Source organism: Pseudomonas sp. 9_2_1 (genome assembly GCF_059295275.1).
On sequence record NZ_CM181239.1, the window covers coordinates 5,169,925 to 5,183,912 of the forward strand.

The following is a 13,988-nucleotide window of genomic DNA, read 5'->3' on the forward strand; positions in this document are numbered from 1 at the left end:
TCATCTACCTCAGTTTCAGGGTTGCAAGGCCAACCAGCACCAGGATCACGGTGATGATCCAGAAGCGGACGATCACCCGTGGCTCTGGCCAGCCCTTGAGTTCAAAGTGGTGGTGGATCGGCGCCATGCGGAACACGCGCTTGCCGGTCAGCTTGAAGGAGGCGACCTGGATAACCACCGACAGGGTTTCCACCACGAAGATGCCGCCCATGATGAACAGCACGATTTCCTGGCGAACGATCACGGCGATGGTGCCCAGCGCTGCGCCCAGCGCCAGCGCGCCGACGTCACCCATGAACACTTGCGCCGGATAGGTGTTGAACCACAGAAAGCCCAGGCCGGCGCCGATCAGCGCACCACAGAACACGATCAGCTCGCCCGAGCCCGGTACGTAGGGAATCAGCAGGTATTCGGCGAACTTCACGTTACCCGACAGGTAGCAGAAGATGCCCAGGGCGCCGCCGACCATCACCGTTGGCATGATTGCCAGGCCGTCGAGGCCATCGGTGAGGTTGACCGCGTTGCTGGAGCCGACGATGACGAAGTACGTCAGCACCACGAAGCCCACGCCCAGCGGAATGGTCACGTCCTTGATGAACGGCAGGATCAGCGTGGTTTCGACGCTGGTCGGCGCGGTCTTGTACAGGAACACGGCCGCAGCCAGGCCAAATACCGACTGCCAGAAGTATTTCCAGCGACTCGGCAAGCCACGGGAGTTCTTCTCGATCACCTTGCGGTAGTCGTCGACCCAGCCGATGGCGCCGAACGCCAGGGTGACGATCAGCACCACCCACACATAGCGATTGGACAGGTCGGCCCACAGCAAGGTGCTGATGGCGATGGCGGACAGGATCAGCGCACCACCCATGGTCGGGGTGCCGGACTTGGACAAGTGCGATTGCGGGCCGTCGTTACGCACGGCCTGGCCGATCTGTCGAATTTGCAGGGTACGGATCATCCACGGCCCCAGCCACAGCGCCAGGGACAACGCGGTCAGTACACCAAGGATCCCGCGCAGGGACAGGTACTGGAAGACCGCGAAGCCTTTGTGGAACTGTTGCAGATACTCGGCCAACAGCAGCAGCATTAATGTTTCTCCCCGCTGGCACCGCACAATGCCGCCACGACGTTTTCCATCGCAGCGCTGCGCGAGCCCTTGATCAAGATAGTGGTATCGCTGGCATTTTCGGCGCTAACCGCGTCGATAAGCTCAGCTTGAGTAGCGAAATGGCGGCCATTGGCGCCAAACGCCTGGACCGCATGTGTCATGTTGGAACCCACTGCGTACAGGGCGTCTACCTTGCCACGCGCGTAGTCACCCACCTGACGGTGGCCTTCTTCCGCCCATTGCCCCAGTTCGCCGATATCCCCAAGCACCAGGACGGTGCGTCCGGAAAAGCCGGCGAGTATATCAATGGCTGCGCACATCGAGGTGGGATTTGCGTTGTAACTGTCGTCGATCACGCGCACGCCGTTTGCCGCAATCTGCGCCACGGTGCGGCCCTTGACCGGTTGCACGGCCGCCAGGCCGGCGGCGATGCCGCTCAGGCTCAGACCAACGGCGTGGGCAGCTGCAGCCGCCGCCAGGGCGTTGCTGACGTTGTGCTCACCCAGCACATTCAGTTGCACATCGACCGTTTCACCGGCGCCGTGCAGCGTGAACGATGGGCAACCACGGGCATCGCGACCGATGCGTGTGGCGTAGAAATCGGCCCGCTCGTTGCTGCGAGCAAAAGTGATGACCTGGTGCGACCCGGCACGGGCCTTCCAGGTGGCAAAAGCCTTGTCGTCCAGATTGAGCACGGCGATACCGCCCTCGCCCAGGCCTTCGAGGATCTCGCCCTTGGCCTCGACGATCTTCTCCGGGCCACCGAACTCGCCTACGTGGGCAGTACCGGCGTTGTTGATGATGACAACCTGAGGCTTGGTCAGGCCGACGGTGTAACGGATTTCGCCAATGCGCGAAGCGCCCAGCTCGATCACCGCGGCGCTGTGCTCCGGAGCGATTTCCAGCAGGGTAAGCGGCGCGCCAAGATCGTTGTTGAGGTTGCCGCGGGTGGCATGCACAAGGCCCCGGGTACGCAGGATGCTGGCGAGCATCTCCTTGACCGTGGTCTTGCCACTGGAACCGGTAATGGCCACCACCGGCTTGTCGAAACCGGCGCGGTTCAGGGCGCCCAGCTGACCCAGTGCCAACCGGCAATCCTTGACCAGCAATTGCGGCAGGTCGACGTCGGCTACTTCACGCTCGACCAAGGCAGCTACTGCACCTTTGGCTTTGACATCAGCCAGGTAGTCATGGCCATCGAAACGCGGGCCGGCCAAGGCGACAAACAGTTGCCCGGTGCCGACGCTGCGGCTGTCGATGCTGACACCAGTGAATGTGGCATCGGCACCGATTTGCTGAGCATCCAGTGCTGCGGTCAGCTGGCTGAGCGACATCGGCTTAAGCATGTGGAGCCTCCCAGGCGGCAAGTGCCTTCTCGGCTTCGGTCAGGTCGGAAAAATCATGGCGCTCGCCATTGATCTCCTGGTAATCCTCGTGTCCCTTGCCGGCCAGCACGATCACATCATTGGCGCCAGCAGAAGCAATCAGGTGTGCAATGGCGTCGCCACGGCCGGCGACGAACTCGACGTCGTCAGGCTTGGTGAAACCGGGGCGTATGTCGTCGAAGATGCGCAGCGGGTCTTCGCTGCGCGGGTTGTCATCGGTGACCAGCACGCGGTCGGCCAGGCGCTCGGCCACCTCGGCCATCAGCGGGCGCTTGCCGCGGTCACGGTCGCCGCCGCAGCCGAACAGGCACAGCAGCTTGCCGTGGGCGTGCGGGCGCAGGGCTTCGAGCACTTTCTCGAGCGCGTCAGGGGTGTGCGCGTAGTCGACCACCACCAACGGCTTGTCACCGCCACCCAGGCGCTGCATGCGACCCACCGGCCCCTGCAGTTGCGGGATTACCTTGAGGATCTCGTCCAGCGCATAATCCAGCGCCAGCAGGGTCGCCACGGCAGCCAGTACGTTGCTGAGATTGAAGCGGCCCAGCAGCTGGCTGCGCAGGGTCCGCTCGCCCTGGCCGGTGACCAGTGTGGCGCACACGCCACCGTCACTGAACTTCGCCGTGTGGCAGTACAACGAGGCGTCCGGGTTTTCCAGGCTATAGCTGAGCAGCCGGGTCTCGATATGATCGGTACTCGGGCGACGGGCAAAAGCTTGTGCCAGGCGACGGCCAAAATCGTCATCCAGGTTCACCACCTGGCAACGCAGGCTGCGCCAGGCGAACAGCTTGGCCTTGGCAGCCTCGTAGGCCTGCATGCTGCCGTGGTAGTCCAGATGATCACGCGACAGGTTGGTCATCACCGCGATATCGAATTCCAGCGCCGCCACCCGGCCCTGCTCCAGGGCATGCGAGGACACCTCCATCGCCACGGCCTTGGCGCCGGCTTTTCTCAGGTCGTACAGGGTCGACTGCACCGCGATCGGGTCCGGCGTGGTCAGGCGACCGCTTTGCAGCTCGCCGTAAAAGCCGGTGCCCAGGGTGCCGATCAGGCCGCAACGCTGGCCCAGCAGGTCCAGCGCCTGGGCCACCAGCTGGGTGACGCTGGTCTTGCCGTTGGTGCCGGTGACGCCGATCAGGTTCAGCTGGCGGCTCGGTTCGCCATAGAAACGCCCGGCGATATCCGAAAGCTGGGCGATCAGGCCCTTGACCGGGATCAACGCCACATCGGTCAGCGGCAGCACGTTGGCGCCCTGCTCTTCGTAGGCCACGGCGGCAGCGCCACGGGCCAGGGCATCGGCAATGTGCTCGCGGCCATCGACCTTGGCACCCGGCACGGCCAGGAACAGGTCACCCGGGCGCACATTGCGGCTGTCCAGGGTGAGTTCACGGATCAGCGGGTCGCGGCTGGCGTGGGCGAAAAGTTTGCTTAATGGCATTGTCATCATCCACGCCCTCCCTTGGCGGCTGCTGCATTGACTTGCGGTTGTTCGGTTGGTGGCGGCAGGTTGTCTGGCGGCACGTTCATCAGGCGCAGGGTGCCGGACATGACCTTGCTGAACACCGGTGCCGAAACCAGGCCACCGAAGTAGCCGCCCTTGCCTGGCTCGTCGATCACCACGACGATGGCGTAGCGCGGGTCGCTCATCGGCCCGAACCCGGCGAACAGCGAGCGGTAGGCGTTTTCGGTGTAGCCCTTGGAGCCCACCGTGGCCTTGCGCGCAGTACCGGACTTGCCGGCCACGTGATAGAACGGCACCTGGGCGCGGAACACGCCGCGCGGCGCTTCGATCACCTGCTGCAGCATGCCCTGGACGGTTTCGGCGGTTTCCTTCGGGATCGCCTGCACGGCTTCCGGGGCTTTGTCGACCTTGAGGATCGACAGCGGCACCATCTTGCCGTCGTTGGCCAGTGCCGCGTAGGCATGCACCAGCTGCAGGGCGGTTACCGACAGACCGTAGCCATAGGACAGGGTGGCGGTCTCGGCCTTGCGCCACTCACGGTGGTTGGGCAGGTTGCCGACACGCTCACCCGGGAAGCCCAGGCCGGTGTACTGGCCCAGGCCAACCTGGGACATCACCCGGTAAATGGCCTCGCCGCCAATGTCGAAGGCGATCTTGCTCATGCCGACGTTACTGGAGTTGATCAGGATGCCGGTCAGGTCGAGGATCGGGCCCTCGCTGCGCGACACGTCCTTGATGGTGTAGCGGCCGATCTGCAGGCTGCCTGGGTAAACCTCGACCTTGTCGGTGGTTTTCCAGCGGCCACTCTGCAGCGCCGCGCTCATGGAGATCGGCTTGACCGTGGAGCCCGGCTCGAACACGTCGATGATCGCCCGGTTGCGCATCGCCGCCGGGAACATGCTGCGGCGGTTGTTGGGGTTGTAGGTGGGCTGGTTGACCATCGCCAGCACTTCACCGGTCTTGACGTCCATGATCACCAGGCTGCCGGCCTTGGCGTCCTGTTCGGCAATGGCGTTGCGCAGCTCGCGGGTGGCCAGGTACTGCAGGCGCAGGTCTATCGACAACGCCAAGGTCTTGCCGGCCTTGGCGTTCTTGGTGACCTGGATGTCCTTGATCAGCCGGCCGCGCCGGTCCTTGATCACCTGCCGCTTGCCGGGCACGCCGGCCAGCCATTCGTCATAGGCCAGTTCCACCCCTTCGCGACCGTGGTCGTCGAGGTCGGTGAAGCCGACCATGTGCGCGGTGACATCACCGGCCGGGTAGAAACGGCGGAATTCTTCCAGGCCATACACGCCCGGCACTTTCAGGTCGAGCACGTGCTGGCCCTGCTCCGGGGTCAGGCCACGCACCAGGTAGATGAACTCTTTACTGGCCTGCTGGGTCAGGCGCTCGGTCAGCTGCTGCGGGTTCTGCCCCAGCGCGGCGGCCAACTGCGGCCAGCGTTCGCGGGACGCCTGCATTTCCTTGGGGTTGGCCCACAAGGTGGTGACCGGGGTACTCACGGCCAGTGGCTCACCGTTGCGGTCGGTGATCAGGCCACGGTGTGCCGGGATGGGGATATGCCGCAAGCTGCGCGCATCGCCCTGGCCCTTGAGGAAGGCACGGTCGACCACTTGCAGGTCGATGATGCGCCAGCAGATGGCACCGACCATGATCGCCAGCAGGCCGATCACCACGCGGAAGCGCCACGGGTAGAGTGCGCCTTCGAGTTTCATCATGGCGCCACCATCCGTACTTCGTCAGCCGAAGGCACGCGCATCTTCAGTTGCTCGGAAGCCAGGCTCTCGATGCGGCTGGCGGCGGTCCAGGTGCTTTGCTCCAGGATCAACCGGCCCCATTCGGCCTGGGCCTTGTCACGCTCGCTCAATTCACCATACAGGGTATTGAGCAGCTGGCGGTTCCAGTGCGCGCTGTAGGACACCGCGATGGCCGAAACCAGCACGCCGACGAACAGCAGGAGCATCAGGAAGCTTCCGCCTGGCAAGGGTTTGGCAAAGAGCCTGCTCACCGCAGCTTCTCCGCCACACGCATGACGGCGCTACGCGACCGCGGGTTGGCCTTGAGCTCGGCTTCGGAGGCGAACTGGGCTTTGCCGATGAGCTTTACTTTCGGTTCGAAGGCCTTGTGCTGAACCGGCAGGTTGCGCGGCAGGTTGTCGGCCTCGCCCTTCACCAGCTTGCGCATGAACAGTTTGACGATGCGGTCTTCCAGCGAGTGGAAGCTGATCACTGCCAGGCGGCCGCCAATCTCGAGCGCATCCAGGGCGGCCTCAAGACCGGCCTCGAGGTCGCCCAACTCGTTGTTGACGTGGATGCGCAGGCCCTGGAAGGCGCGGGTAGCCGGGTTCTTGCCTTTCTCCCAGGCAGGGTTGGCGACCTTGAGCACTTCCGCCAGGTCGGCGGTACGGGTGAACGGCTGCTTTTCGCGGCGCTCGACCACGGCACGCGCCATGCGGCCGGCAAAGCGCTCTTCACCGTACTCCTTGAACACGCGAGCGATTTCCTCGACCGGCGCAGTGGCAATGAACTCGGCGGCACTGATGCCCTGCCCCGGGTTCATGCGCATGTCCAGCGGGCCATCATTGAGGAAGCTGAAGCCGCGCTCGGGGTCATCCAGCTGCGGCGAAGACACGCCCAGGTCCAGCAATACGCCGCTGACCTTGCCGTGCAAGCCACGCTCGGCCACTTCCGCGCCCAGCTCGGCAAAGCTGCGCTGCACAATGACAAAGCGGCCGTCTTCGGCCGCCAGCGCTTGCCCTGTGGCAATCGCCTGTGGATCTTTGTCGAAGCCCAGCAGCCGCCCTTGCGGCCCGAGCTTGCTGAGGATCAGCCGGCTGTGTCCGCCACGGCCAAAGGTGCCGTCCAGATAGCAACCGTCGGCGCGCAGGGCCAATGCCTCGACAGCTTCGTCGAGCAGGACGGTGATGTGGTTGAAGCCGCTATCTATGGTCACAGGATCAGGTCACGCAATTCGTCGGGCATGGCGCCCGGTTGTTGGATAGCTGCAAGATCGGCTGCCGAAACCGCGTTCCAGGCATCTTCGTCCCACAGCTGGAATTTGTTCAGTTGCCCCACAAGCATCGCCTTCTTGTCGAGCTTGGCGTACTCCCGCAAACGGGGCGGTACCAGGAAACGCCCACTGCCATCGAGCTCCAGGTCAACCGCATTACCGATCAGCAAACGCTGCAGGCGGCGGTTTTCCTCACGCAACGATGGCAAGGCACGCAACTTGGCTTCTATCTGTTCCCACTCGTCGAGGGGATAAACACACAAGCAGGGATCCACAGCATCAATGGTCACGATCAGCTGGCCATTGCAACGCGAATCGAGCTCGTCACGGTACCGGCTCGGCATGGCGAGACGGCCCTTGGCATCGAGGCTGACGGCGTTGGCTCCGCGGAACACGGCTGCGATTCCCCACAATGGTAGCTTTTTTGTGTCAGAAAACCCACTTCATCCCACTTTCTGCCACTTGCGCACACTATAGGAATCCGCCCGCAGCACCGTCAAGGCACGTTCATGAGGAAAAGTCTTACAGGACCGAGATTTAGCGCGATAAAGGAATGTGGAAGGAATACCAATGGGAAAAAAACGCGATAAAAATCAAACCCACGCAAGCAGTAGGAGTTCGAAGTTAAAGTGATTTATCAAGAGTAAGATTTTTTCGGTCTTACCAGAGGGCGCTGCTGACGATTACAGCAGGGAAGGAAAGGTGGAGAGTCGATCTGTAAGCCGGGTTTTGTCGAGGACAGTCATTCCTCTACGACGGCCATCACTGGACGCCTCTAGCAACCTACCCGGTTCCGACGCGGGCCACGCCTGATGGAACCCTATTTGGTCTTGCTCCGAGTGGGGTTTACCTAGCCACGAACTGTTGCCAGCCGTGCGGTGCGCTCTTACCGCACCTTTTCACCCTTACCGGCACCGAAGTGCTTAGGCGGTTATTTTCTGTGGCACTTTCCGTAGGCTCGCGCCTCCCAGGCGTTACCTGGCACTCTGCCCTATGGAGCCCGGACTTTCCTCCCCCGCCTTTTGCGGAACAAAAGACGGCAGCGACTGTCCGATCGACTCTCCGCCGACAAGGTTAACGGCACACGCGCCCAAGAACAAGTGATACCGGCATTTATATCAAACTGCCACTATTCGGCTTTCTGTTTTTCCAGGGCAAGTTGATACAACAGATTCTTCCTTACCCCGGTAATTTCAGCGGCAAGCGCCGCCGCGCGCTTGAGCGGCAACTCGGCCAGAAGCAAATCGAGCACCCGCTGCGCTTCGACGCTGATGGCCTGTTCGCCTTCAGGTGCACTCCAGCCACCCACCAGCACCACGCACTCACCGCGCTGCTGATTGCTGTCACCGGCAACGAAGGCACGCAGCTCAGCCAGGGGCAGGCCCTTGAGGGTCTCGAATGTCTTGGTCAGTTCGCGCGCGAGCAAGGCCGGGCGATCACCACCAAAGACGGCCTCCATGTCTTCAAGGCATTCCAGGATGCGGTGCGGCGCCTCATAGAAGATCAGCGTGCGCGGCTCTTCCTTTACCTGCTCCAGACGCGCCCGGCGCCCCGCAGTCTTTGCCGGCAGGAAGCCTTCGAAAATGAAGCGGTCCGACGGCAGGCCGGCGGCCGACAGCGCGGCGATCAAGGCGCAGGCACCCGGCACCGGCACCACGCTCACCCCTGCGGCCCGCGCCTGGCGTACCAGGTGGTAGCCGGGGTCGGAGATCAGCGGCGTGCCGGCATCGGAGACCAGCGCCACATTCTCGCCGGCCAGCAGCTTGGTAAGAAAACGCCCGCCCTCGTCACGCTCGTTGTGCTCATGGCACGCTGCCAGCGGCGTGTCGATACCGAAGTGCTGCAGCAGGCGGACCGAATGACGGGTGTCTTCGGCGGCGATCAGCGCCACGTCCGCCAGCACCTTCAGCGCCCGGGCGCTCATGTCGTCAAGGTTGCCGATGGGGGTTGCCACCACATACAGCGTCCCCACCGCGGATTTCGAAGCCCCTGCCACATCAGTCACTGCGCACACCTGTCATTCGGATCAAAGGCGCCATTGTAGCCCGAGCGCCCGTAACAGGGCGCAAAGAACTTCGCCAGCGATCGGCGCCAGGCCACCTATAGTGAAGGATCGACACAGCAACATCGCGCCCCGGCCAGTGCTTGGGTACAATTGCCGGCCAACTTGATCGAGTAACAGGACCTTTACATGATCGCTTGCCTGCGGCTGCTCACAGCCCTCTGCCTCGCTGCCTTGCTGGCGGCCTGCGCCAGCTCGCCCTCATCCAGCCTGGGCGAACTGCCGCGCACCCCGGACGCCAGCATCGAGCAGTTGCTGGAAAAGGCTGCTTCCAGCAAGTCTGCAGAAGACGCTGCGCTGCTGCGCCTGAGCGCGGCCGACCTGGCCTACAAGCAGAAGGACTTCCCGCGCGCCGCGCGCATCCTCGAGCAGGTCCCGATGGACACGCTCAAGCCGGCCCAGCAAGTGTTCGCCAGCACCCTGGCGGCCGAGCTGGCCATGAGCCGCAACCAGCCCAAGGCAGCCTTGACTGCCCTGGCCCACCCCAGCCTGCAGCGCGTTGCCGAGCTGCCTGAAGCGCAGCAAGTGCGTACCTACAGCGTGCACGCCGCCGCCCTCGAAGCCGACGGCCAGGCGCTGCCTGCCGCGCAACAGCGCATGCTGCTGGGCCCGCTGCTCAGCGGCCAGGCCGCCAGCGCCAACAACGACGCCATCTGGGCCCTGGTCGCCTCACTGCCGGCAGAGCAACTGCAGCAACCTGGCAACGACCAGACCCTGGCTGGCTGGACCAGCCTGGCCTTCGTCGTGAAAAGTGCCGGCACCCTGGAACAGCAGCAGGCGGCTATCGAGGACTGGGTGAAACAGCACCCGGACCACCCTGCCGCCAAGCAACTGCCGACAGCCCTGACCAAGCTCAAGGAACTGGCCAGCCAGCCGCTGACCAAAATCGCCCTGCTACTGCCTCAGGAAGGCCCGCTGGCCGGGGTTGCCCGCGCCTTGCGTGACGGCTTCATGGCCGCCCACTTCCAGGCCCAGCAAGCCGGCCAGGCAGCACCTGCGGTGCAGTTGTTCGACAGCTCGCGCATCGGCTCGCTCGACGACTTCTATCGCCAGGCCCAGGCCGCTGGCGTGCAACTGGTCATTGGCCCACTGGAAAAACCACTGGTGAAGCAACTGGCCGCCAAACCGCAACTGCCGATCACCACCCTGGCACTGAACTACGCTGACGCTGGGCAGAAAGCCCCGCCGCAGCTGTTCCAGTTCGGCCTGGCTGCCGAAGACGAGGCCCGCGAGGTATCCCGCCGCGCCCGCGCCGACGGCATGGTTCGCGCGGTAGCCCTGGTGCCGAGCGGCGAATGGGGTGACCGCGTGCTGGCCGCCTTCCGCCAGGACTGGGAAGGTAATGGCGGCACCCTGCTCGCCGCCCAGCGCATCGCCCAACCAGTTGCCCTGGCCCAGCAGATCGCCGATCTGTTCCAGCTGCGCCAGAGCGAAGGCCGAGCCAAAAGCCTGCAAAGCACGGTCGGCGGCAGCATTTCCGCACAACCATCGCGCCGCCAGGATATCGACTTCATCTTCCTTGCCTCGACCCCGCAACAGGCGCAGCAGATCAAGCCGACCTTGAACTTCCAGTACGCCGGTGACGTGCCGGTCTACGCCACCTCGAACCTGTACAGCGCCAGCGGTGACGTGAACCAGTACAACGACATGAACGGTATCCGCTTCTGCGAAACGCCGTGGCTGCTCGACACCAGCAACAGCCTGCGCCAGCAGGTCGTGCAGCAGTGGCCACAGGCCGCCGGCAGCCTGGGCCGCCTGTACGCCATGGGTGTCGATGCCTACAGCCTGGCGCCACGCCTGGGCCAGCTGAAAGCACTGCCGGACAACCGCATTTTGGGCCTGTCGGGCAGCTTGAGCATCAACCCCAACCAGCGCGTCGAGCGCCAGCTGCCCTGGGCCGAGTTCGCCGGCGGCCAGGTCAAGCGCCTGCCTGACACCCCGCGCTGATGGCAGCAGCATCGCCGACCAGCGCCGGGCAGGCAGCAGAGACCCAGGCCCTTGAGTACCTTCAGGGGCACGGCCTGCAGCTGCTGGCACGCAACTGGCGATGCAAAGGCGGTGAGCTTGATCTGGTCATGCTCGACGCCGATACAGTAGTATTTGTCGAAGTCCGCTACCGGTTGCACGCGGCCTTCGGTGGCGCCCTCGACAGTATCGACGGGCGCAAGCAGAAAAGGCTGGTGCTCGCCGCCAGCCTTTTCCTGCAGAAGGAGCCCCATTGGGGCAACCACCCCTGCCGCTTCGACGTAGTCGCCTTGCAGGGCAGCCACCATGCAGGCAGACCGCTTCAATGGCTGAAAAACGCCTTCGAATGCTGAACCCACTTCGTTTTTTTTGCTCTATGTATCGCGGGCTGGTCGTTGTTGCGCGCCGCACCGGCCACCGCCCCCTTTAAGGTCACCAGATGGACATGCAATCCCGAATCCGCCGGCTGTTCCAGGCCAGCATCGATACCAAGCAACAGGCAATGGACATCCTGGCACCGCACATCGAGCAGGCCAGCCTGGTCATGGTCAATGCGCTGCTCAACGAGGGCAAGATGCTCGCCTGCGGCAACGGCGGCTCGGCCGGCGATGCGCAGCACTTTTCGTCGGAGCTGCTCAACCGCTTCGAGCGCGAACGCCCGAGCCTGCCGGCCATCGCGCTGACCACAGACAGCTCGACCCTGACCTCGATCGCCAACGACTACAGCTACAACGAAGTCTTTTCCAAGCAGATTCGCGCGCTGGGCCAACCCGGCGACGTACTGCTGGCGATCTCCACCAGCGGCAACTCGGCCAACGTGATCCAGGCGATCCAGGCCGCACATGACCGCGAAATGATTGTCGTAGCATTGACGGGTCGCGACGGCGGCGGCATGGCTTCGCTACTGCTGCCCGAGGACGTGGAAATCCGCGTGCCTTCGACCGTTACCGCGCGCATCCAGGAAGTCCACCTGCTGGCGATCCACTGCCTGTGCGATCTGATCGACAGCCAACTGTTCGGGAGTGAAGAATGACCCCTATGCGCCTCGGCCTGATGGCCTTGACCCTTTGCCTGAGCGTCACCGGTTGCAGCTCGGTACTCACCTCTACCCGCAATTCGCCGATCGACGATGATCGCGGTACGCGCACCATCGGCAGCAAGATCGACGATTCGCTGATCGAGACCAAGGCTGCGGTCAACATCGCCAAGGCCAACCCCGACCTGGACAAGGGCTCGCACATCGTCGTCAGCAGCTACAACGGTATCGTGCTGCTGGCCGGGCAAACCCCTCGCGCCGAGCTCAAGAGCCTCGCCGAGCAGACCGCCGGCCAGGTACAACGGGTCAAGAAAGTGCACAACGAGCTGCAGGTGATGCAGCCCTCCTCCATCCTGGCACGCAACAACGACGCCTGGCTGACCACCAAGATCAAGACCCAGATGCTGACCGACAATGCCGTGCCCAGCTCGCGCATCAAGGTGATCACCGAGAACGGTATCGTCTACCTGCTCGGCCTGGTGACCCAGCAAGAGGCCAACTCGGCCACCGCCGTGGTGCAGGGTGTGTCGGGCGTGCAGAAGATCGTCAAGCTGTTCGAGTACATCGACTGATTGCTCAGCCTCTCTTTTCAGAAATCCAGGAAACACCGCATGAAAAAGCTTCTGCTGCCTGCCCTGCTGTCTGGCGCCTTCGCCACACTGGCCGGCTGCTCCACCCCAAGCCTGATCATTCTCAACGATGGGCGTGAAATCCAGGCTGTCGACGCTCCTAAGTACGAGCGTGCCACCGGCTTCTACGAGTTCCAGCAACTCGACGGCAAGCGCACCCGCATCAACAAGGACCAGGTACGCACCATCAGCGACCTGTAACCCTGAACGTGCAGCAAAGAAAAAGGCGATCCGGTTGGATCGCCTTTTTTTGTTACTTGACCACCTTCAGGCTTGGCCGGCCACTCGGGCGCGGCGGCTGACCGCCACCTTCTGGCGGGCCATCGTCATCTGGCTGAACAGCATCGTCTTCCAGGTCATCTTCACCTTCCATCAGCGACGGCTCGAGCTCGAAGACCATGCCTTGGCCATTCTCGCGGGCATAAATACCCAGAATCGCGGACACCGGCACGAACAGCGAGTGAGCCACGCCACCGAAGCGGCCCTCGAAGCTGACGGCGTCGTTGTCCATGTGCAGGCTGCGCACGGCGCTGGGCGAGATATTCAGGACGATCTGGCCATCACTGGCGAAACCGTCCGGCACCTGCACCTTGGGGTATTCGGCATTGACCAGCATATGGGGCGTGCAATCGTTGTCGACGATCCACTCGTACAGTGCTTTAACCAGATAGGGGCGACTGGAGTTCATCAACGGGCTCCTTAAAGCTTGCGCATTTCACGTTCTACGGAGGACAGGCTGGCCTCGAAAGGCTCGCGGGCAAACTGCCGCTCCATGTAATCCAGCAGCGGCTTGGCCGGCCGCGGCAATTCGATAGCCATTACCGGCAAACGCCAGAGGATGGGCAGTAGACAACAATCGACCAGGCTTTGCTCGTCGCTCATGAAGCAGGCGAACTCATTGAACAGCGGCGAGACCCCGGTAAGGCTCTCGCGCAAGGCCTTGCGTGCCTCGGCACGCGCGGGCTCGCTGCTGCGAGGGTCGAGCACGGTATCTGCCAAGGCACACCAGTCGCGCTGGATGCGGTGCATCAGCAAACGCGTATTACCCCGCGCCACGGGGTAAACAGGCATCAGCGGCGGGTGCGGGTAACGCTCGTCGAGGTACTCCATCACCACGGTCGACTCATACAACGCCAGGTCGCGATCGACCAAGGTCGGCACGCTGCCATAAGGGTTCACTTCAGCCAGCTTGGGCGGCATGCGCGCAGGGTCGACATCGATGACCTGCACACTGACACCTTTCTCGGCCAGAACGAGGCGTACCCGATGAGAATAATGATCAGCGGGATCGGAATAGCAGGCTAACCGGTTGGTCGCGCCCATGTAACGCCTCCT

At 63.2% G+C, this 13,988-nt stretch carries 15 protein-coding genes and 1 other RNA gene; 5 read left to right on the forward strand and 11 right to left on the reverse strand.

What is annotated here, in order from left to right; translation table 11 throughout:
- Nucleotides 1–4: 4 nt before the first annotated feature.
- From mraY to rsmI, 9 genes are all read right to left on the reverse strand, one after another.
- Nucleotides 5–1,087 (reverse strand): phospho-N-acetylmuramoyl-pentapeptide-transferase, encoded by a 1,083-nt coding sequence (gene mraY / locus AC5O5I_RS23445; RefSeq protein WP_043198036.1) that lies wholly within the window; start codon nucleotides 1,085–1,087, stop codon nucleotides 5–7.
- On the reverse strand, nucleotides 1,087–2,454 hold the full coding sequence (locus tag AC5O5I_RS23450) for a UDP-N-acetylmuramoyl-tripeptide--D-alanyl-D-alanine ligase (RefSeq protein WP_494511646.1): 1,368 nt from the start codon (nucleotides 2,452–2,454) through the stop codon (nucleotides 1,087–1,089). Before AC5O5I_RS23450 ends, mraY begins: the two co-directional genes overlap by 1 nt.
- Nucleotides 2,447–3,937: a UDP-N-acetylmuramoyl-L-alanyl-D-glutamate--2,6-diaminopimelate ligase gene (locus AC5O5I_RS23455; protein ID WP_172230014.1), complete on the reverse strand. Its 1,491-nt coding sequence runs from the start codon at nucleotides 3,935–3,937 to the stop codon at nucleotides 2,447–2,449. The genes AC5O5I_RS23450 and AC5O5I_RS23455 overlap by 8 nt, the downstream gene beginning before the upstream one ends.
- Nucleotides 3,934–5,667, reverse strand: coding sequence for a peptidoglycan D,D-transpeptidase FtsI family protein (locus AC5O5I_RS23460; RefSeq protein ID WP_172230020.1), 1,734 nt, complete (start codon nucleotides 5,665–5,667; stop codon nucleotides 3,934–3,936). Before AC5O5I_RS23460 ends, AC5O5I_RS23455 begins: the two co-directional genes overlap by 4 nt.
- Nucleotides 5,667–5,960, reverse strand: coding sequence for a cell division protein FtsL (ftsL, locus tag AC5O5I_RS23465; RefSeq protein ID WP_172230011.1), 294 nt, complete (start codon nucleotides 5,958–5,960; stop codon nucleotides 5,667–5,669). Before ftsL ends, AC5O5I_RS23460 begins: the two co-directional genes overlap by 1 nt.
- Complete coding sequence (rsmH, locus tag AC5O5I_RS23470; RefSeq protein ID WP_372242904.1) at nucleotides 5,957–6,904, reverse strand: 16S rRNA (cytosine(1402)-N(4))-methyltransferase RsmH; 948 nt, start codon at nucleotides 6,902–6,904, stop codon at nucleotides 5,957–5,959. The genes ftsL and rsmH overlap by 4 nt, the downstream gene beginning before the upstream one ends.
- Nucleotides 6,901–7,356 carry a division/cell wall cluster transcriptional repressor MraZ gene (gene mraZ / locus AC5O5I_RS23475; RefSeq protein ID WP_004575120.1) on the reverse strand — a complete coding sequence of 152 codons (456 nt, stop codon included), beginning with the start codon at nucleotides 7,354–7,356 and terminating at the stop codon, nucleotides 6,901–6,903. Before mraZ ends, rsmH begins: the two co-directional genes overlap by 4 nt.
- A 307-nt stretch (nucleotides 7,357–7,663) precedes the next feature.
- Nucleotides 7,664–8,023, reverse strand: an RNA gene (rnpB, locus tag AC5O5I_RS23480) — RNase P RNA component class A.
- A gap of 67 nt (nucleotides 8,024–8,090) precedes the next feature.
- Nucleotides 8,091–8,966: a 16S rRNA (cytidine(1402)-2'-O)-methyltransferase gene (rsmI, locus tag AC5O5I_RS23485; protein WP_172287070.1), complete on the reverse strand. Its 876-nt coding sequence runs from the start codon at nucleotides 8,964–8,966 to the stop codon at nucleotides 8,091–8,093.
- A 186-nt stretch (nucleotides 8,967–9,152) separates the two neighbouring features.
- Here rsmI and AC5O5I_RS23490 point away from each other — a divergent pair, with 186 nt between their 5' ends.
- From AC5O5I_RS23490 to AC5O5I_RS23510, 5 genes are all read left to right on the forward strand, one after another.
- Nucleotides 9,153–10,970 (forward strand): penicillin-binding protein activator, encoded by a 1,818-nt coding sequence (locus tag AC5O5I_RS23490; protein WP_494511647.1) that lies wholly within the window; start codon nucleotides 9,153–9,155, stop codon nucleotides 10,968–10,970.
- The gene (locus AC5O5I_RS23495) at nucleotides 10,970–11,341 is read left to right on the forward strand and encodes a YraN family protein (RefSeq protein ID WP_172230753.1); all 372 of its coding nucleotides are present in this window, start codon (nucleotides 10,970–10,972) and stop codon (nucleotides 11,339–11,341) included. The genes AC5O5I_RS23490 and AC5O5I_RS23495 overlap by 1 nt, the downstream gene beginning before the upstream one ends.
- A gap of 86 nt (nucleotides 11,342–11,427) precedes the next feature.
- On the forward strand, nucleotides 11,428–12,021 hold the full coding sequence (locus AC5O5I_RS23500) for a phosphoheptose isomerase (protein WP_012274070.1): 594 nt from the start codon (nucleotides 11,428–11,430) through the stop codon (nucleotides 12,019–12,021).
- Nucleotides 12,018–12,596 (forward strand): BON domain-containing protein, encoded by a 579-nt coding sequence (locus tag AC5O5I_RS23505; protein ID WP_172230756.1) that lies wholly within the window; start codon nucleotides 12,018–12,020, stop codon nucleotides 12,594–12,596. The genes AC5O5I_RS23500 and AC5O5I_RS23505 overlap by 4 nt, the downstream gene beginning before the upstream one ends.
- A 39-nt stretch (nucleotides 12,597–12,635) precedes the next feature.
- Complete coding sequence (locus AC5O5I_RS23510) at nucleotides 12,636–12,854, forward strand: YgdI/YgdR family lipoprotein (protein WP_172287068.1); 219 nt, start codon at nucleotides 12,636–12,638, stop codon at nucleotides 12,852–12,854.
- 52 nt (nucleotides 12,855–12,906) lie between these two features.
- On the opposite strand, the gene AC5O5I_RS23515 is transcribed toward AC5O5I_RS23510, so the two are convergent.
- Both AC5O5I_RS23515 and AC5O5I_RS23520 read right to left on the reverse strand, forming a co-directional pair.
- Complete coding sequence (locus tag AC5O5I_RS23515) at nucleotides 12,907–13,341, reverse strand: ClpXP protease specificity-enhancing factor (protein ID WP_172287067.1); 435 nt, start codon at nucleotides 13,339–13,341, stop codon at nucleotides 12,907–12,909.
- An 11-nt stretch (nucleotides 13,342–13,352) separates the two neighbouring features.
- Nucleotides 13,353–13,976 (reverse strand): glutathione S-transferase N-terminal domain-containing protein, encoded by a 624-nt coding sequence (locus AC5O5I_RS23520; RefSeq protein WP_172230765.1) that lies wholly within the window; start codon nucleotides 13,974–13,976, stop codon nucleotides 13,353–13,355.
- Between the last annotated feature and the right edge of the window lie 12 nt (nucleotides 13,977–13,988).